This window comes from Oligoflexus sp., from assembly GCF_035638955.1.
GTDB lineage: Bacteria > Bdellovibrionota_B > Oligoflexia > Oligoflexales > Oligoflexaceae > Oligoflexus.
In genome coordinates this window covers 1-18,910 of record NZ_DASQYZ010000048.1, presented here as the reverse complement: position 1 = coordinate 18,910, position 18,910 = coordinate 1, and the positions used below count along the sequence as shown (strand labels likewise).

At 53.7% G+C, this 18,910-nt stretch carries 16 protein-coding genes; 7 read left to right on the top strand and 9 right to left on the bottom strand.

Annotated features, from left to right (window positions below; translation table 11 throughout):
- Positions 1 to 79 precede the first annotated feature (79 nt).
- Positions 80 to 1,456: a hypothetical protein gene (locus VE954_RS04510; protein WP_324950104.1), complete on the top strand. Its 1,377-nt coding sequence runs from the start codon at positions 80 to 82 to the stop codon at positions 1,454 to 1,456.
- A gap of 1 nt (position 1,457) precedes the next feature.
- Here VE954_RS04510 and fghA read toward each other — a convergent pair whose 3' ends face one another.
- Both fghA and VE954_RS04500 read right to left on the bottom strand, forming a co-directional pair.
- The gene (gene fghA / locus VE954_RS04505; protein WP_324950102.1) at positions 1,458 to 2,282 is read right to left on the bottom strand and encodes an S-formylglutathione hydrolase; all 825 of its coding nucleotides are present in this window, start codon (positions 2,280 to 2,282) and stop codon (positions 1,458 to 1,460) included.
- Positions 2,283 to 2,293: 11 nt separating this feature from the next.
- Positions 2,294 to 3,403: an S-(hydroxymethyl)glutathione dehydrogenase/class III alcohol dehydrogenase gene (locus tag VE954_RS04500; RefSeq protein WP_324950100.1), complete on the bottom strand. Its 1,110-nt coding sequence runs from the start codon at positions 3,401 to 3,403 to the stop codon at positions 2,294 to 2,296.
- A 658-nt stretch (positions 3,404 to 4,061) separates the two neighbouring features.
- Here VE954_RS04500 and VE954_RS04495 point away from each other — a divergent pair.
- On the top strand, positions 4,062 to 5,588 hold the full coding sequence (locus VE954_RS04495; protein ID WP_324950099.1) for a PAS domain-containing sensor histidine kinase: 1,527 nt from the start codon (positions 4,062 to 4,064) through the stop codon (positions 5,586 to 5,588).
- Here VE954_RS04495 and VE954_RS04490 read toward each other — a convergent pair.
- From VE954_RS04490 to VE954_RS04470, 5 genes are all read right to left on the bottom strand, one after another.
- Complete coding sequence (locus VE954_RS04490) at positions 5,533 to 5,958, bottom strand: response regulator (RefSeq protein ID WP_324950097.1); 426 nt, start codon at positions 5,956 to 5,958, stop codon at positions 5,533 to 5,535. The genes VE954_RS04495 and VE954_RS04490 overlap by 56 nt on opposite strands.
- Positions 5,959 to 6,138: 180 nt before the next feature.
- Positions 6,139 to 6,639: a DUF4442 domain-containing protein gene (locus VE954_RS04485; RefSeq protein ID WP_324950095.1), complete on the bottom strand. Its 501-nt coding sequence runs from the start codon at positions 6,637 to 6,639 to the stop codon at positions 6,139 to 6,141.
- A 74-nt stretch (positions 6,640 to 6,713) separates the two neighbouring features.
- Positions 6,714 to 8,132 (bottom strand): deoxyribodipyrimidine photo-lyase, encoded by a 1,419-nt coding sequence (locus tag VE954_RS04480; RefSeq protein WP_324950093.1) that lies wholly within the window; start codon positions 8,130 to 8,132, stop codon positions 6,714 to 6,716.
- A gap of 6 nt (positions 8,133 to 8,138) precedes the next feature.
- Positions 8,139 to 9,122, bottom strand: coding sequence for a MerR family transcriptional regulator (locus tag VE954_RS04475; protein WP_324950091.1), 984 nt, complete (start codon positions 9,120 to 9,122; stop codon positions 8,139 to 8,141).
- Positions 9,123 to 9,392: 270 nt separating this feature from the next.
- Positions 9,393 to 10,055 (bottom strand): hypothetical protein, encoded by a 663-nt coding sequence (locus tag VE954_RS04470; RefSeq protein WP_324950089.1) that lies wholly within the window; start codon positions 10,053 to 10,055, stop codon positions 9,393 to 9,395.
- Positions 10,056 to 10,549: 494 nt separating this feature from the next.
- On the opposite strand from VE954_RS04470, the gene folE reads away from it, so the two are divergent.
- Entirely contained in the window at positions 10,550 to 11,203 is a 654-nt protein-coding gene (gene folE / locus VE954_RS04465; RefSeq protein WP_324950087.1) for a GTP cyclohydrolase I FolE, read from the top strand.
- Between the two features lie 82 nt (positions 11,204 to 11,285).
- Entirely contained in the window at positions 11,286 to 12,479 is a 1,194-nt protein-coding gene (locus VE954_RS04460; protein WP_324950085.1) for an MFS transporter, read from the top strand.
- On the opposite strand, the gene VE954_RS04455 is transcribed toward VE954_RS04460, so the two are convergent.
- Positions 12,393 to 14,438, bottom strand: coding sequence for an ATP-binding protein (locus tag VE954_RS04455; RefSeq protein WP_324950083.1), 2,046 nt, complete (start codon positions 14,436 to 14,438; stop codon positions 12,393 to 12,395). The genes VE954_RS04460 and VE954_RS04455 overlap by 87 nt on opposite strands.
- Positions 14,439 to 14,536: 98 nt before the next feature.
- Positions 14,537 to 15,019 carry a glutathione peroxidase gene (locus VE954_RS04450; RefSeq protein WP_324950081.1) on the bottom strand — a complete coding sequence of 161 codons (483 nt, stop codon included), beginning with the start codon at positions 15,017 to 15,019 and terminating at the stop codon, positions 14,537 to 14,539.
- A gap of 322 nt (positions 15,020 to 15,341) precedes the next feature.
- Here VE954_RS04450 and VE954_RS04445 point away from each other — a divergent pair, with 322 nt between their 5' ends.
- The 3 genes from VE954_RS04445 to VE954_RS04435 all read left to right on the top strand — a co-directional run bounded on the left by VE954_RS04445 (position 15,342) and on the right by VE954_RS04435 (position 18,398).
- Positions 15,342 to 16,526: a hypothetical protein gene (locus VE954_RS04445; RefSeq protein ID WP_324950079.1), complete on the top strand. Its 1,185-nt coding sequence runs from the start codon at positions 15,342 to 15,344 to the stop codon at positions 16,524 to 16,526.
- Between the two features lie 124 nt (positions 16,527 to 16,650).
- Positions 16,651 to 17,004 carry a DUF1622 domain-containing protein gene (locus tag VE954_RS04440; RefSeq protein WP_324950077.1) on the top strand — a complete coding sequence of 118 codons (354 nt, stop codon included), beginning with the start codon at positions 16,651 to 16,653 and terminating at the stop codon, positions 17,002 to 17,004.
- 53 nt (positions 17,005 to 17,057) lie between these two features.
- On the top strand, positions 17,058 to 18,398 hold the full coding sequence (locus VE954_RS04435) for an MATE family efflux transporter (RefSeq protein WP_324950075.1): 1,341 nt from the start codon (positions 17,058 to 17,060) through the stop codon (positions 18,396 to 18,398).
- Positions 18,399 to 18,910 lie beyond the last annotated feature (512 nt).

Below are 18,910 nucleotides of genomic sequence, written 5' to 3'. Positions count from 1 at the left end.
TCTTATCGTGGGTATAATTGGCACGTCTCTGGTAGAGAGCTCGCTGAACTGCCCTGCACACCTCGGAAAGGTCGCTGAAATGAGAAAACTCTGGTTCCTGTCGTTGCCGCTGCTCACACTTCTTTTAAACGCATGTGGTGCCTCGGAAAAATCTGAGGTGATGGCATATGCACCAAAGACGGCTGTTCCTGAACAGGCCTTGATGAGTGATGGCGAGGTGTGGAATCAGGAGCTGCGGGTCCTGCAGAAGGAAACCCCGCGGACGCTGAATATGGAATCCTTCTATAAGGATTTTGGATATAGCGAATGGCCGGGTAAAATTTATGCTCATAAGAAATTAGCGTCAGATAAAAATCAGGATGATAGTCCAGCCCATAAATTTTTGATCCGCCTGGGTCAGCAGATTTATCAGCAGGCTTTGCTCGGGGATAAATCAGGTGATCCCGTCTATTCGGATAACGCTCTCCTCCTGATCCGGCGCCTTTTGGATTCCAAACTTGGGTTTATCAATAACCCTGACAATCCCAGTCTCACCAACGACAACAGGTTTCTCGAGATCGCGTGGTTTTTGAACCTTGCCGTTCGAGGCGCGCGGATCCTTGATGTGACAACGTCAGATGAATGGAAAAGCAAATATAACTGGGCGGCGGTCAAGGCCGGATTGAATGCCTGGATGGGCGATAGCGTCGATCAAAATTGGACTCTGAAGGACGCCCTGAACCAGTCCCCGCTCAACCTGGCCGCACACGCGGGGCTGTTGAATTGGGTTGGCGACAGCGATACAACCTATGGCAGCACCAACCGTTCCTTTGCGGCGCTGGAAGCCCTTCTGCGTGTCGCAGAATTTCGTGGGGGGCGCCTCGGCCCTATGAAGCTTTTGGGCAATGCATGGGACGCCAAACGGGAACATGACGGCAGCGTCTGGCACATCATGCAATCTTTTAAAGGCTACCTGAAGTATTACTTCCATGCTCCAATCAACCGCGATAATACGCAATTTAAACTGAACTACAAAAAGTCTGCTGGATCACTCATCAATAGCAACCCCGATATTCTGAATATGGAAACGTGTCTGGATCCATCGAACTATGGCTTTAGAGCCAATTGCCTCGTGAACAAGGATGCCTATCGCAACGACACCTTCCATCCTTTGATGGGCTTTGCGTCCCTACTCAACATTATCGATCTTGTGAAACGCTGGGGCTATGACTTATCACCCGAGGAGCATGAGAGAGTGATCATGGGCCTGCGTTGGGTCAGTTTGAATAACACCCCCGGGGTGACCGCGGCGAAGTCATCCAATGGGATCGCGGTATGGGAAGTCGCTTTCCGTCTGTATCCAGCGGATAAACTCGGTCCTTACTGCCAACGCGATCTAGCTGCCAACCGCGCGTCGGACAACAACAAGCGAGCCGACCTCGCCTGGGGTTACAGTCGGGTGGCTCTCGGTTATTGATTCAACTGCGGAGCTGTTCGGCATGATGCCGAACATGCTCGCCGATAAAGCTACTGATAAAATAATAACTGTGGTCATACCCTTCCGCATAAACCACCTTATGATTCTGATCCACAGCCCGCGCCGCCTCTTCAAAATTCCGGGTTAAAAGCTGCGTCTCGAAAAATTCATCCTGGGTGCCTTGATGAATCAGAATGGGCGCCGCATGCCGATGACCTCGTTTCAAAAGCTCACAGCTATCATGCTCGCGCCAAAGCTCGCGGTCCTCGCCCAGATACCCCTGGAAGGCTTTGATGCCCCAAGGAACGGCGCTGGGATTGACGATCGGTGACAAGGCCGAGATGCTGGCGAAGAGTGCGGGATAGCGTAAACCAAGCGTCAGGGCTCCGTGGCCGCCCATGGAGTGACCCAGGATGCCAAGGCGGGAAATTTTGAATTGCTCGTGAATCAGAGCGACCAGCTCCCGCACGATGTAACTTTCCATCCGGTAGTGCTGGTCATAACCGGGGGTGCGGGCGTCGAGGTAAAATCCGGCTCCCGAACCAAAGTCATAGCTGTCGTGCTCCCCGGGCAGATTCAGGCCGCGCGGTGAGGTATCGGGTGCCACCACCATGAGACCATGCTCGGCGAGGGAACGCTGGGCTCCGGCCTTGGTGATGAAGTTTTCCTCGGTACACGTTAAACCCGACAGCCAGATCAGACAGCCATGCACCGGACCTTCCGGGATAAAGCTTGAAAGCTTCATCGTGGTTTTTGTTTCCCGCGACGGATGCGACCAGAACTCGGTGCGGCCACCAAATGTTTTATGGGATTTCAATTTCTGCATGAGGCGCTCCTTTAAAAAGTCACCACGCTGCGAATGCTCGTGCCGTCTTTCATATGACGGAACGCATCGTTGATCTGCTCCACCGGCATTTGATAGGTGACCAGATCATCCAGATTGATTTTGCCTGCCATATAGTTGTCTACATAATGCGGCAATTCCGTGCGACCCTTGACCCCGCCAAAGGCCGAACCTTTCCACACGCGGCCCGTGACGAGCTGGAAAGGACGCGTGGCAATCTCTTCACCCGCACCGGCGACACCGATAATGATCGATTGCCCCCAACCCTTGTGACAACATTCCAGCGCCTGACGCATGAGCTTCACGTTGCCGACGCATTCAAACGAATAATCGACCCCGCCATCGGTCATTTTCACGATGTGATCCACAACCGACCCTTGGATGCTGCTGGGATTCACGAAATCCGTGGCGCCGAATTTTTCGGCCATCTCAAACTTGGAATCGTTGATATCCACGGCCAGAATGCGGCCTGCGCCGACCATCTTCGCGCCTTGAATCACCGACAGCCCAATACCGCCGAGGCCAAAGACAGCCACCGTCGCACCCTTTTCGACCTTGGCCGTATTCAGCACGGCACCGATTCCCGTCGTCACACCGCAACCCAAAAGACAGACCTTATCCAGCGGCGCCGCCGGGCTGATCTTCGCCAGCGAGATTTCCGCGACAACTGTATATTCCGCAAAGGTGGAGGTTCCCATGTAATGATAGATGGGTTTGCCATCCTTGGAAAAACGGCTGGTGCCATCCGGCATCAGGCCACGGCCCTGGGTTTCACGGATGCGCTGGCAAAGATTGGTCTTGCCCGAAAGACAGAATTTGCAGGTGCGACACTCAGGAGTATAAAGAGGAATCACGTGATCCCCTTTCTTCACCGACGTCACACCTTCGCCGACGGCCTCAACAATACCGGCCCCTTCATGACCCAGGATCACGGGAAAAAGGCCCTCGGGATCCACACCTGAAAGTGTGTAGGCATCGGTGTGACACACACCCGATGCGACGATGCGCACCAGCACCTCACCCTTTTTCGGGCCTTCCAGATCCACGGTTTCCACACTTAAAGGCTGATTGGGACCCCAGGCCACGGCTGCTTTGACTTTCATCGCGATCCTCCGCACGTTGTTGGTGCCCGGATTCTACGTACTCACCATGACCTTGACAATCACATTGGAAGATTAACCCAGACTCCATCCCAAGCTTGTCTTCCTGAATCTTGCTCCATCTGCTTTAATTTCCCCGAATTGACGTCGAGGTGCATTCCATGTTTTTTGGAGCAGCTGCAGCAACAGCAGCTGGTGCTGCTCAGCAGCAACAGCAGCTACGGGCGGCAAAAAAAGAGCAGCGATGGTTTTAAGCCATCGCTGCTGTGAAGGAAATTGCTCCTCACCTCATTTCGAGGAGAAGGTCGTAGTTTTATTTAAAGCGAAGTCAGCGAACTGTGTAAAACACAACTGACTGTCAAGTCCAAATTGCCTTAGTCGATCCAAACCGTCAAGCCTTCGGTGCTCAAATGTTCCGTCAGGTTGGATGTGACGCGTTTCCAGCGTGAGCAATGCCCATAAATACTGGGTTTCAGAACCCTTTTCAAGCCGTTTGCTGTTCTGTGAAGAACAGCATGGGCGGCCGCCTTCGCACGCCTGATCAAGCTCCGGCGTACTTGATTAGGACGAGTGCCAGCCTCATTTGCTGCAGAGTTGACCTCCAGGCTCTGGGCAGGGGGCATGTTTGTGAGTTATGGTCGTAGCATCATAGGAGGTGGTTGTGAGCTCAAATCTTCACCTGACCCAGGACGACGTTGTGCAAACCTTGTTGTCACTGGCCGAAATTCCCATGCTGCTGCTGGACCCGAAATTTGAAGTCATTGATTTCAGTCCCCACACCCTGCGCCTTTTTCCCCGGTTGCAAAAAAAACAAAATCTCACCGAGGCTCTCCATAACGACATGAGTGCGCCTCTTTTTAAGCTGATGGACAATTGCTCGCGCTCCAGCGCTCCCGTCAGCCTCTCGGTGCATCATGAATCAGCGCCCGAGCAGATCCTGCATCTGACCTGGAAAGCTCAAAAGCTTGTAACGGCAGACGGAGAACTGCGTGGCTACTGCCTGACAGCTTTGGACCAGACATATCGCGACAAGCTTGAAGACGAGCTGAAAAAATCCTTTCGGCATATCCGTGATCAAAAGATGGCTTTGGATGAATCCGCCATCGTCGCCATCACCGACCAGAAAGGTGTCATCAGTTATGTGAATGACACCTTTTGCCGCATTTCCGGCTATGAGCGTGAAGAACTGATTGGTCATACACATGCTCTGTTGAAATCCGGATTTCATGGGCCCGATTTTTTCCGTGATCTCTGGCGTACGATCGGCTCCGGCCGGGTCTGGAAAGGTGAGATTCGCAACCGCACGAAATCCGGTGAAACCTATTGGGTTGATACGACCATCGTGCCTTTTTTGAACGAACAGGGTCGACCTTACCAATTCGTGGCTATTCGTTTCGATGTGACGGAAAAAAAGCAGATCCAGGAAAATCTCGAAAAGGAACGCATGCGCGGCATGTATGCCGAGAAAATGGCCAGTTTAGGTGAACTCGCTGCGGGTATTGCGCATGAACTCGGTAACCCCGCTGCCTCGATCAATGCCTGGCTCGACGTGATCGAGTCGCAATACGAACGCGAGAATCTTGATCTCGCCATGTTCATGCAAACCGTACCGCGTGTGCGACGCGACGCCAAACGAATGCGCGACATCATTCAGGGGATGCTGACCTATGCCCGTGATGGATCACGCGATCCGTTCCAAAGCGAAGGCGTCATCAATATTCTGCAGCAGGTTTCGGACTACTGCAGCTACAAGCTACGGAAATGTGGAGTGCAGATCTCACTCGATGTTCCGAATCCCTACCTGACCCTGCCGTGCCGGATCACAGAAATCAGCCAGATGCTGGTGAATTTTATACTGAATGCCTGTGACGCCGTTCATGAGCTGGACGAGCGTTGGATTCAAATCTCGGCTGTCGAACAGAACGGCCAGGTGCTCTTTCAAATCACCGACAGTGGTGCCGGAATTCCCCGTGAAGTGGCGGACAAGATGTTCCTGCCCTTCTATACGACCAAACCCGTAGGTCGCGGCACCGGACTGGGACTGAGTATCGCCCGATCGATTGTTGACAATCATCACGGCACGGTGACCCTGGATCAAAACTGTCCCCATACACGCTTTATCATCACCCTGCCTAGAGTCCACCCGCCGGAGGACAAGGATTGGATGCCATCGCAGAAGGAGGGCTGAGGTGATGCTGCACCTCGCCGGTCAGGACACTTAAATCAAAGGGTTTGCGCAGGAGTTTTTTGATGCCTCCTGCATGCAGATCTTCCAGGCAGGGTGGTGTATAAGCCGTGATCATGATCACGGGCACCGGATGCTTCAATCGTTTGATAAATTCCGTTCCCCAGCCGTCAGGCAAACCCTGATCACAAATAATCAAATCGGGTTCAAACGTTTCAAGCGTTTCGTGCGCCATCTTCAGACTGCTTGCGGTCCTGACTTCAAACCCCAGGGCTGCGAGTTCCATATCGATGCACCACGATAAGATATCCTCATCATCAACCAAAAGGATGCGCGCCGAAGCGTGCGTTCGAGTTCTATGGGAAGCCAGCATGGTGTTCGTCTCCTCAGGGTGATCATCCCTGTTAGGACTCTTAAGCAACACCAATGCCAGCCCAACACATATATAAGATACTGAATTTCCAGGCATAAAATCCAAGGCCCGGACCGAGCTCATCCATTCCAACTGCTGCAGGCGCAGCATCGCGCGGCAAATGCTCCAATATTTTTGATCTTAATCCGCAGATGAGCTCGCCCCGGGTCGAAAGTCCGGTTTCAGGCGTGCATAGATCCTCTTGGTCACCTTTGCGACGATGGCTCCATTCTGATCGACGATATCGGTATGAAAGTCGCGTTCAAACTTCTCACCGGATGCCGTCGAAGTTTGCATTTCCTGCACATCTTCCCGACGAATGCGCATTTCCGCAACAACCTTACCTTTGCCTGGGGCTACGAATTCAATCCGGGCGGAACGATCCCAAACATAGTAGCGCTCGCCCATATTACGAATCAGCATCAGCATGAAAAAAGGATCTGTCATCGCAAAGAGGCTGCCGCCGAAGTGGGTTCCTACATAATTGCGGTTGAAAATCGTCGGCTTCAAGGCAACCCGCACATAAGTAAAATCCGTAGCGACCTCTTCAACGGCGATCCCGGCGCCCAGGAAAGGCGGCCAGACATTCATACCCAGACGCAGAAGGTGGGGGCCCTTAAATACATTCTTCCAGACCGGCATAGGCATTCCTCCAGACCTTCACATTAGTCTGGAGCGGGCGCTTGTCAAGCGTGTGATCGAGGCATGAACGGCAACTAGCGATGGGCAGCGGCCTTTATCCTTTTGATCTTATCGTAAAACATAAGCGCCTGCTGCCGCGACTCGGCGAAGTCGACCACGGGATCCGGGTAGTCCGCAGCCAGACGCCGCGTTGCTGGCGGAGCCTTCCAAGGACTATGAATCCAGCGTTTGGGTATGCGTTCCAGTTCCGGAATCCAACGCTTGATATACGTTCCATCCGGATCAAACCTTTCGCTCTGCACCATCGGGTTGAAAATCCGAAAGTAAGGCGATGGATCGATACCGCACCCGGCAACCCATTGCCAACCCATGCTGTTGTTCGCTCGATCGGCGTCCACCAGAGTGTCCCAAAAGAAATTCCAGCCTTCGACCCAGTTGATGTGAAGATTCTTCACCAAGAAAGAGCCGACGATCAAACGCACACGGTTGTGCATCCAACCTGTTTGCCACAACTCGCGCATACCGGCATCGACGATCGGATAGCCGGTACGACCGCGTTGCCAGGCCAGCAGGTGCTCCGGTTCATCGGCCCAGGGAAATTTTTCAAAAGGCTGAATGATAGGGACCCTGTCCATGGTCGGCTGATAGAAAAGGCTCGAGATGGCGAATTCCCGCCACACGACCTGACGCAAAAAGGACTCGGTTCCGGCATCAGGATGCTTGCGAGCGTCAGCCCAGAGCGAACGTGGGGATATTTGTCCAAAGTGCAGAGCCGCGCTGATGCGGGATGTGCCGGTCTCGGACGGGACGTCACGGGCCTGGGGATATTGGAGGAGACGCCGTTGACGAAAGGACTTCCAGGCCTGCCACCACTCACTTTCGCTCGTGATCCAGCTCGACATCATCGGCAGATCCCAGCGAGGCTTAGGAGGGAGCAGGTGTAACGACTCCACCTGGCCTTCGTGCAGCTTCGGGTGCTCAAACGTCTTCAGCTGGCGGGGTCGTGCCACGGGCTCCAGCGGTGCGCCGCGCGCAAGAAAGGTCTTATAAAAGGGTGTGAAAACCTTGAAAGGCTTGCCGGATTTATTTTTGATTTCCCAGGGTTCGACCAGGACAGAGCCCCGGCACACGATCGGCCGCATGCCCTGCGCTTTCAGTCGATCCTCCCAGGCGCTATCACGCTCAAAACGAGTGGGGTCATACGCCCGATTCCATAACACCTGGTCCACGCGAACCGTCCGTTGGATGGTTTCCAGCGCCTCGTCCAGTGTGGAAAAAATCAGCAGTCGGGCCCCATAGACCTTCCGCAGATCGTTTTGAAAGGACGTGAGAGCATGATGGAGGTAGACCCGGCTGGCCGCGCCGATCGATTCAAGGTCGATCCCATCCGCTGTGAAGATGAGAACAAGAGGTCGCTCCTTGCAGGCTGTGAGCGCCGGGTTGTCGGTTAAACGCAGATCATGACGAACCCAGACGACATCGACAGCTTGCATGGTTTTTTACACTCGCTTGATATTGGCCAGGAGCCTATCGAGCTCCTCCAGACTTGGCAATTCCCGCACTCGTTCCGATTGGAAAATCTTTTCTCCGCGCGGGATCCCGCCCACCCAGACGTCACAGACCTTGGGCAGACGTTTCAGAAGATCGTCCATATAATCACGATTGGCACTTTCATAGCCATCGACCGGCGGCAGCCCCACAATCACGCAGTTGGCAGAAATCGCTTCGGACGCTTCCGCCAAGGAGCCCGCGGGCAGGTTGGGTCCAAGGTAACAGGTGGGGTACCCATGATACGCACAGAGCACGGCGGCCACCATCACTCCAAATTCGTGCAAGTTTCCTTCCGAGGTGGCAATGGCAAAGGACTTGGGAGCTTTGCTATCGCCCATCATCGCGTGCGAATGCGTCAGAAGATAGAACAGCTGGAGCAGATGATATTTCACAAGGGCCGAAAGCGCATGCTCCTGGCCGATGGTAAATTCATCGCGGGCCACATACTCCCCCACCCGGCTCATCAGGGGCAGGACCACCTGAAAAATATACTCGCGGATGCTGTGTTCCGCTTTCGCCTGCTGCAGGAGGACATTGATCTTCACCAGTTCGTACTTGCTAATGGCCTCTTCAATACGCAGCGCCAGTTCCTCGGCGCGTGAATTCTGGGCGCTGGCAGCATCGCCCATATCTGGAGTTTGGGCGGCTTCGTTCAAAAGGCTGCTCAGCTCGCGCAGCGAATGACCGGCAATGTTGCCAATCAGAAAACCTTTGCGGATCAGGAGTGCGATCAGTTTAAGCTTCTCCAGATCCTCAATGGAATAAATACGACGGCCGTTATCCAATCGTCGGGGTTTGACAACCCCATAGCGCCTTTCCCAGGCGCGCAAAGTGTGTTCGTTGATGCCAGTCAATTGGCATATGGTCTTAACGCTCAGCTTATCCTCGATCAAACTCAACTCCAGGGTGGAAGCTCCTTCCTGCTCTGCCATTTTTTCCAATTATCATCATGGCTTCGCGCAGGAATTAAGCCTCGGAAATGATGATCCAATTTTCCAAGCCTGCTTGCACAAGTCAACCCCTCCTTGCACAAGTTTTTGCCCCGGCGATCCCGTCAGGTCGCAGCTTTCTTGAATGGTGTCAGCTGGTTGATGGGTAAAAAGAGCCGCAAAGGGCTCTGATTCCTGATTGTTTATATCAGGTGATGAACAGGTTTTGTATCAGTATTTATGTGCTAAAGGCAGGCAGAGATCAGGCGGCCCTCAATTTTGCAAGCGATTCAGGCGGGGACAAAGGCTGTCCATGGGCAGGAGGTCGAGACTGGCGAAGTGGAAGCTCAGACTTACGTCCAGAGCGCGGGGAAGGTCGCGGCAGCGGCAGGAACGCAAAGCCTGGAGGGCGCGTTCGAAGGTGGATTCGCTTACAGATTCGAAAAAAGTTTGAGGGCTCAGATTTTCCTTGGTGAGATCGGTGTAACGGGAGCGGCCGAGGATGCCCACTGTTCGCCAGTCGAGCATGCCCCACTCCGTTGGATCCAAAAATTGGGCAATCATGGTGCTTTTTTTCAAGCATGTTTGATTGAATCCCTGGCCCATGATGGTGCTCTTGCAGAGCACTTCAAGTTTCTCGCAATCTGAACCAGCCTGAAAAAAATCAAAGATGGTGCCGGCGATTTTCTCGGGCGCATCCAGCTGCAGGAAGTCGCGATTCTTGCCAAAGAAACGATTCTTCCATTTCTGCACATCGATCAAAAATAAAATCGATCGATTGGCATTCTTTTCGATGTAAGCCTCACGACTCATCGCATCAGGAGACAGGGCACGCCCGGTTTCTTCAAGTTCAGCAGTGAGGGTTTGAAATTCCGGGTCGAAGACGGTCTTGATAGTGTTCAACCCCTGAGCTTTCAATCCAGCATTCATTTCCATACACCCTCAACTTGCGACTGATAAGTAACTCTTGAGTTACATTTATACTACCAACCTTGAGCAGGACAGAAGATCCATTTCATGCGCCTTGCAAAATATAGCAAATGCAAAATTCTGGAAGGCCGCTTGACGTCAGCGCCCTGACGTTCCGAAACTCACAAACCTATGACAGCGTTGAATTGACAAGTTCTGTTGCCAAACAGAGCCTGAGCAAGAATGAGGCAGCGTTTTGCGATTGATGCACGCCTGCGATGGGTCGGAGTCTCGGGCTTGGAGTGACATTATGGCTTAAACAGAACGTCTTTTACGTTGCTGAGGGAAAAACGTGGCCACCCATTTTTCCTACTCACAATCCTTATATCAGGCAGTGAACAGGTTTTGCACCTATTATTATCGAGCATTACTCGACATTGGCTCCTTTGAAGGCTTGCCATTGGTTCCCAACCAGTATAATGACAATGGCTTGGCAACGATTTGGGATATGAGGATGACCTATGCCAAAAACCAACAAACCCCTGCGCAGCCAGCCCATCAACCTGCCGAGTGAGGCCGCTGATTTGGGCGCCGTCTCGCGGGCCACCGCCCGAGCCATTCAAAAACAACAAAGCGCAGTGGAAGCCGGTCGGCGGATTCTGGATTTGACGCATGAAGATACCGACCGCGATGGTCTGCGTGATACGCCGGCACGTTTTGCCAAAGCCTACCAGGCCCTGCTCGACGGCTATAATCTGACGCCCGATGAGGCCGTGGGCCGAGGCATTTTCCCAAGTGAAGGTCAGGGTCTGGTGGCCGTCGAGGACGTCGAATTCTATTCCATGTGTGAGCATCACTTGCTGCCCTTCTGGGGCAAGGCGACTGTCGCCTATTTTCCAGGCGAAAAAATTTTGGGCCTGTCCAAGATCCCTCGGCTCGTCGATGTCTTTGCCCGGCGCGTTCAGGTTCAGGAACGCATCACGCAGCAGGTCCTCGACGCGATGCAGAATCTGATCGCACCACGCGCCGTGATGGTGAAAATCCAGGCCCAGCATCTGTGTATGATGATGCGCGGTGTGGAGAAGCAGCAGTCCTCGACGACGACTCAGTCCATTTATGGCTTCGATAATCTTCAGGATTATGAAAAACAGCAGCTGTTGCGGTTGATGAAATAGAGATAGAGATTGAGCTGGGTTCGACCTGTTGAAATAGAGATTGCGCTGGGTTTGACCTATTGAAATAAAGGCTGGACTTGCTTTGACCGACAGCTCCTTTCGCCTTTTTGTAACCTATCGGCTGCTGGTAACGCTCGCGATTCAGATGCAGTCTGTGGCTGTGGCTTGGCAGGTCTATAACATCTCCCATAATGCCTTGGATTTGGGTTATGTGGGACTTGCCATCTTTCTTCCCAATCTCATGTTTGCCCTGCCTGGGGGGCGCGCGGCGGATCGATATCCGCGCCGCCGAACCATGCTTTTCAGCATCATCATCATTCTGCTCGCGTCGGGTTCGCTTCTGCTGTCTCACCTGAATCCTGCGCATGGCCTTGGGCAAATTTATTGTACGCTTGGTCTGATCGGTATGGCCCGAGCCTTCTATGGCCCTGCCGCCAGCGCCTACCTTTCGCAACTGGTTCCTCCGGAACGACTGCCCCAGGCCGTAGCCATCAATTCCACAGCCTTTCAGTTTTCCACAATCCTGGGGCCGGCCCTGGCTGGCTGGATTGTGGCCATGCCCGGTGCGTCGGTGGCCACGGTGTATGTGACCTGTTTTGTTCTGCTCTCAGCTGCCATCATTCTCCTGACGCGTCTGCCTATGCTGGCGGTTCCCGGCGGGCCAGGACGTGACCTCGAACTGCTGGGGGGCCTGCGCTATGTGTGGGACAATAAACTTATTCTCGGAGCCATTTCCCTCGATCTCTTTGCTGTGCTGCTAGGCGGCGCCGTGGCCCTTCTGCCGGTTTTTGCACGCGATATATTACACGTGGGCGCGTCCGGACTGGGAGCCATGCGCAGCGCCCCGGCATTAGGGGCCACGGTGATGGCTCTGCTGCTTTCCGTGCGACCTTTGCAAGGTCACGTGGGTTATAAGATGCTGGGCTCCGTGCTGCTGTTTGGAATGGCTACGGTCGTGTTTGGTCTTTCCAAAGATTATCACCTTTCGCTGCTCTGCCTGGTCATGCTCGGGGCCACGGATATGATCAGCGTGGTCGTGCGGCAGACTCTGATTCAAACCCATACACCCGATGTCATGCGCGGCCGCGTGAGTGCCGTGAATATGGTCTTCATCGGGGCTTCCAACGAACTCGGGGAATTTGAATCCGGTTTGACGGCTGCGTGGTTCGGGACCGTGCCGGCTGTGGTTCTAGGTGGGGTGGGCACCTGCCTCATCGTACTGATTTGGTCGGTCATCTTCCCGGCGTTGCGCAAGGTCGACAAGCTCCACCACTGACAGCAAGCGATCCTTGGGAATGATCAGACTCGCCGTGGCTCCCTGGTCCGTTCCCGGACTTTCCAGCTTCAGCTGCAGGCCGAGGTCCTGGCACGCATTCATTGCATAATGCAGACCGAAACCATGCCCCTGATCCTTGGTGCTAAAACCAAAATGAAAAAGACGCACGCTGATATCAGCATCAAACCCATGGCCATTATCCGCAATGGCCAGTGTTAAACACTCTCCATCATAAAGTGTGGAAAATCGAATGTGGCGTTCCTTGAGACCCGTGGTGGCATCAATCGCATTCCGAATCAAAACCGTCAGGATACTTTCGAATCGAAAGCGTTCCGTTAACAGGACCGCCTCATGCTGCAGCTGCAGGGTTTGTTGCAGGTGGTGCCGCTTGAAGGTTCCGTAATAAAGAATCAGGGTATGGCGCAGAAGTTCAGATAATGGGCAGGGTTCCGCTTTTTCGTTTTGCTGCACAAAGGCCAGCTGGGAGGATATCGCGGACATGACCATACGCACATTATCTATCAGACCTCGCAGGAGCTGACGAACGCTCCCGAACGATGCGCGTTCCGCAGATTCAATGCGGCTCACAAATTCCGGCATGCGCTCCGGGATCCGGTCGCTGGTCTGAATTTTTTTTAAATAAGCGAGGGCCAATTGCCCCGGCGGATCCTGTTCCATCTGCTCGTGCAGCAGCGAACTCTGAATATTCAAGGAGGTGATGATGTTGCCAATATTGTGCAAAGTCAAGGCTGCAACCTCAGCCTGGCCCAGACGTTTGGCGGTATCCTGCAACTCCTTCTGGGCTTCGATCAAATGCGTATTGGTCGCGAGCAGCTCGGCCTTATTCGTTTCAAGATCGCGGTTGCGCTCCTCCAAATCAAGCGCCGTCGCATGCAGCTCGGCGGTTCGGGCATCGACCTGATGCTGCAGCAAGCGGGACATCACAAGACGCCGCAAGTAACCGACCGACAGAAAAAGCAGACCCACTGACGCCAGAAGGATAAGGCCATAGGACATGCGAACGGTATCCGCCAGCTGACGCGAGGCCATCGACGACCCGACCGTCAGTCGAATGCTCCAATCCAGTGACGGCGCGAACAGGGGATCGGCGAGGAACGATGAAGCGACGATCAAATCACCCTCGGTGCTTTTTTGCATCGACCATATTTTAGAGGACCGGGATTTCGAGGCCGTCCCCGGATAGGTCACAGGCACTTCCGTGAAACTGCCGTCCCCAACATGGGATCCCACGGTAACCAGACGTTCGCCACCTTGATTGATGAGTTCCAGACGCGCTACGGAAAATCCGCCGGCATGCAGCATCGCATAAGCCTGATTCAGTTCCCGCTCAATCCAACGCACACCCGCGCGGATGCAAATCACACCCAGGAATTTGCCGTTGGCATCAAGAATCGCAGCCGCAAAGGTCGTGGTGCGATCGTCGCGGCCATCCACAATTTTTAAATAGGGATCGGGTAGAGGCTGTTCCACATAAGTCCCGCGCTGCTGCTTGACCGCACGAAACCAGGGCTCCTGACTGAAATCCATTTCATAGAGGGCTTGCGTGAACAGCGTCTCACCCTTGGGGTTGATCGTGGAGCTGCCGACCAGGCGACCCTGGGTATCGGTCACCAGAATCAAGTCATAGACTCCATACAGCTGCACAAAGACATTTAAAATGTTTTCCATGGGCAGCCGTTCCAACGACTGCACGGCGGGATTTTTCGAAAAGGCATGCAGATCATAATATCGTTCGTAAAACTGCGTAGCCAATCCATGATGCACCGCATAGGACATGGCGTCCATCGCATCAAAGAGCAGGCTTTGCGCCTGATCGGCAAGACGTTTAAACAGAAACAGAGAGCCAACCGCCATGGACAGAACAATAATTCCCACCAAAGTCAGGACTCGCAAGTCCAGGCTCCAAATGGCGCGTGACAGTACCTTGAACTTTTTCAAGCCGCTTACCTCGGGGGAGTTGCGGCCTTATATTGGCGAAACCCATCAGGCTTGTCAAATGCAGGAATCATGGCTTTTCTGGGTCTTTTCACCGAGCGTCACGCTTTCAAAAGTTTTTCAATATCGGCCGTGATGGCTTCCGGTTTCACAGTGGGTGCATAGCGTTTGACGACCTTACCGTCTTTATCGACCAGGAACTTGGTGAAGTTCCATTTGATGTCTTTAAAACCTAGAAATCCTGGCTTTTCGGTAACCAAATATTTGTACAGCGGGTGGGCTTTCGGCCCCTTGACATCAACCTTGGCAAACAGGGGAAATTGGACTCCAAAGCTCATTTGACAGAATGATTTGATGTCTGACTCGGAACCGCCCTCCTGATTGCCAAACTGATTGCAAGGAAATCCGAGCACCGAAAATTGTCGATTCTTAAAGGTTTCATACAGCTGCTCCAAACCTTTGTACTGCGGGGTAAAGCTACAATCACTTGCCGTGTTCACGATCAGCAGCGCCTGGCCGCGAAAGTCGCTGAGGGACTGCTCACGACCGTCGATTGTCCTGGCCTTAAAATCATAGATACCCATCGAAACAGCTCCTCAAACAGAAAAGGGTCAACGCTTGCGCCCATCATGGACCAGGGCGCAGACTGGGAACAAGCACAATTTGCAAGGTCCATCAGGCCGATTCCCTGAAGAGTATCCAAGGCTTGCCCACAAAACCCTGCTTTGGCAGGGCGGAAATTCGCTGTCGAATCCGGATTACCTCGTCAATTCATGCACTTGACCTGACCGAACCTGGCCCGCTCTTTTTTGGATCGACAGGAGGCCGCGGCTAACTCATTAAAATTAAGCCAAAAAATTATGGATTCAGTCTTGCTACATGAAGGGAAAAGGGGAGGAGACGTCCATGCGTAACACACGTGGTGGCCTTTATGCTTTGGTGGTGGTTCAGATCCTAGCGTGCTCGGAGTATCAACCGAGCCAGCTGCACCAGACATCTCTGGATGCGCGAACCGTATTTCAAAGAAAAGCCCAAGTGGCGTTGCGCGAGGCGGCCGATGCTCTGAGCGACAGCAACCATCGCGGGCTTCAAGGTGCCGGTGGTGCCGCGTTTGCCCTGCAGGATGTCGTGAATCAAACCTGTGTGAATCAGCCCGATGGCGCTGTGATTACCATCCAGTCATCGCACACCACGTCCTTCGCCATGGATACTCCGGAAAAAAATTATCAGAAGGATGTTTTCGTCAATGCCGAGGTGGTGCGATCCTATACACTGCCTGATGAAGACCTGGAATGTGCCCGTAAGCAAACCATGATTGAAGTCGACCTGGATCGTGACCTTGTGAATTTGCAGTTCGATGTTAAACATCGGCGTGAGGAAAAAAGTTATATTTCCGAACTGCAAAAGCCCAAGGTGGACGAGAAGAAAGAAGCGGAAGCCGAAGGAGCCCCGTCCGAGGCGGATCCGGCTCCGGAAGTTGCCAAAGAGGGCGAAACTCCCGCGGCGACTCCCCCTCCCCCATCACGGCAGATGACGTCGATCGCCTCATTGGTGGAAGGCACGCGTAAGGTGACCTTCACCGCAGCCTTGGGTGAAGTTGAGGACGACGTCAGTTATAGCAAGGAATCGCAGGGGACCGGCACGCGCCGCGAATCCGTGCAATCCACCGGGGGCCCGGATCAGCTGCTCAATTTCACGATCCAAAGTCAATTCAAAATGGTCGACACATATGATGAACAGGCTCGTGATCGGGCTGTGGGCCAGGGTCCCATCCGCAAGGAAATAACCAGCGGCTCGGTAAAATCCACCCTGGCCGGTCAGGGCTTTGTGGAAACCATATTCACCAACGTGAAACTCGAATTCAACCAAGGCGCCTGCAAGGCGATCTCGGGTCAAATTCAGAGTCGGTTTTTCGCCGAGGGTGGAGCCGCCCCGCAAAAGACTGTGGATTACGATGTGGCCAGTGGCTCGGTCAAGGTTTCGGTCACAGTCGACAGCCAGGACTTTGACCCGCTGAAAGATCGCGCCGATATCCTGGCGTCCATGGATCTGCAGAAGGAACTCTGCGCCCAGGATGCATTTCTCGATTAACTCATCGATTGGGATTCCATACAAAAATATAGAATTCCGGTTTACTTCGGCTTCCTGTTTACAGCGTGAATGAAGACATATTAATCACAAGGGGTCCCCATCAATGCTGGGAACGGAGGCCCCTATGATAGAAGACATCCTGCGCCAGTCGGTGTCTATTCTGACGAGCCTGACAGAAGCCGGCGCGCTCATCATCATCTTCGTTGGAGTCCTGCGCGGCTTTATCCTCTTTCTTTGGCATTCCTTCAAGCGCCAGGGAGCGGAGTACTACATCCCCATTCGCCTCGATCTGGGTCGATATCTGGCTTTGGGATTGGAATTTCAACTGGCTTCTGATCTACTTCGCACTGCCGTCGCACCGTCTTTTGAAGAAATCGGCAAACTCGCCGCTGTTGCCACCATACGAACCGCACTGAATTACTTTCTCAGTCGCGAAATTCAGGACGAGCGGCAGGAAATGAAGATGGATCATGCCTGAGCGTCTCGTGCATGATGGAGCGATAGAGCCCTTTTCTTCAGGAAGAGCCCTGCATGAGCTCAGTGCCCATACGTGATCGCAGCCTGTTCAGTTTATCGGGCCCGGTTTTATTTGAACTCCTTATGCTTTATATGGTTCCTGCCGTTGATGCCTATTATATGACCCGGGTGTCGCCCGAAGCGGTGGCGGGGGTCAGCGCTGTCCTGCCCATCACCGGAGTCGGATTTATCCTTTTTACGCCTTTGACTCAGGCTGGTTCCAGCGTCGCGGCCCAGCATCTGGGCGCCAATAATATCCGCATGGCCGGACTCACCTTTACCGCACTGCTGGCACTTAATATCATCCTAGGGCTTGTCGTCAGTTTTATTTTTGTCAGCCTGGCTCCTTTCCTGCCGGCTTTTGTCGGTTTGCACGGAGAGTTTGCGACCTTGGCTGCTGCTTATATTCGCGCGCTCGGATTTGGCTACGTGTTCCTGGCGTTGAAAGTCACCAGCTCGGGCATACTCAATGCTCTGGGTCGCACCCAGATCAATATGTGGGCCGCTGTTCTAATGAATGTGATCAACCTGGCCTTGAATCACCTTCTGGTAACAGGCCCCTGGGGCCTTCCCAAGTTTGGTGTGGCGGGCGTGGCCATGGCCAGCGCCACGGCATGGCTCATGGCTTTTCTGATGGCCATGTTTTTTTGCTATCGGCATCTCGCCAAAGTTCCTACATTTCTGCAGGCCTGGCCACAGGTGCGCGAAACGATCGGCCATGTGCTCCGCATCGGGTTGCCGTCCACACTTGAGCCCCTGTCCTATCAATTAAGTCAGGTCGTCATCAGTCGAATCCTTGTCAGCCTCGGCGTGCTGGCTATCACGACCAAGGCGTATGTTGCCAACGTTACGCTCTTTTCCCTGCTATGGGGGGCTGCTTTTGCGAGCGGAACTCAAATCAAGGTTGCCTGGCTTTTAGGTGAACGTTCCTACCAAGCCGCCACGCAGCAGCTTATCACCGGGGTCAAGATTGCTCTGATCGGTTGTACTTTTTTAAGCCTGGCCCTGGCCTTGGGTGGACCCTGGCTTCTGCAAATTTTTACCAGTGACCCGGATGTGCTCAGGCTTGGCAGCCGCGTTCTGTGGGTGGCTATATTTTTGGAATGGGGTCGGGCACTGAATGTAATTGTGGGGGCGGCTTTGCGGGCGTCAGGTGATGCCCGCTTTGTGGCGATATTTGCGCTGGCGAGTATGTGGCTGCTGGCCGTCCTCGGATCGTACTTGATTGGTGTGGAGGCCGGACTCGGATTGATAGGGATTTGGATCGTGATGGGTCTTGATGAACATCTGCGTGGTTGGGTCAGTCTCAAGCGCTGGATGTCGGGACGTTGGCAAAGCAAAACCATCTATCGATAGAAGCGGGCCGCATGAGAACAGCCCGCTCTGCCCTTCCAAATCGTGCACCAGACACCAGAATTTTGGCTCGCCGTTATGCTCCCAGTCCTCATTGATCTTGCGGCAGCTATAGCCCTCCAGGCAATCAAAGATATCCCCGTAGCCACCTTGATAATCCCTGCACAAGGGTGCCGGACCCTGGGGATCGGCCGCCGGGGTGAACCGGAAGGATGTGACCAGAAATCCACCGCGTTCCACGCTCATCCGCAGAATCTGTTCACCTTGCTTAAGGTAAACCGGAACTTCCGTCGAGTCCTGCCAAGGACTTCTGGTTATGGGAAGTAGCAGCGTGGGATGTCGGACATGGTCGTATTCAAGGCCTCGGGAACATGGTGGCTGCGGAGTGTGGTGGCGCAAATTTTTTTAGCCAGCGTCGAGGCCTTGACCGAACCCAGCGTTCGGCCATCACCTGAAACCGAGCGCATCTTCGGTGAGGTGGAAGCCCGGCTTCTGGAATGGCCCCACGTCGCGGC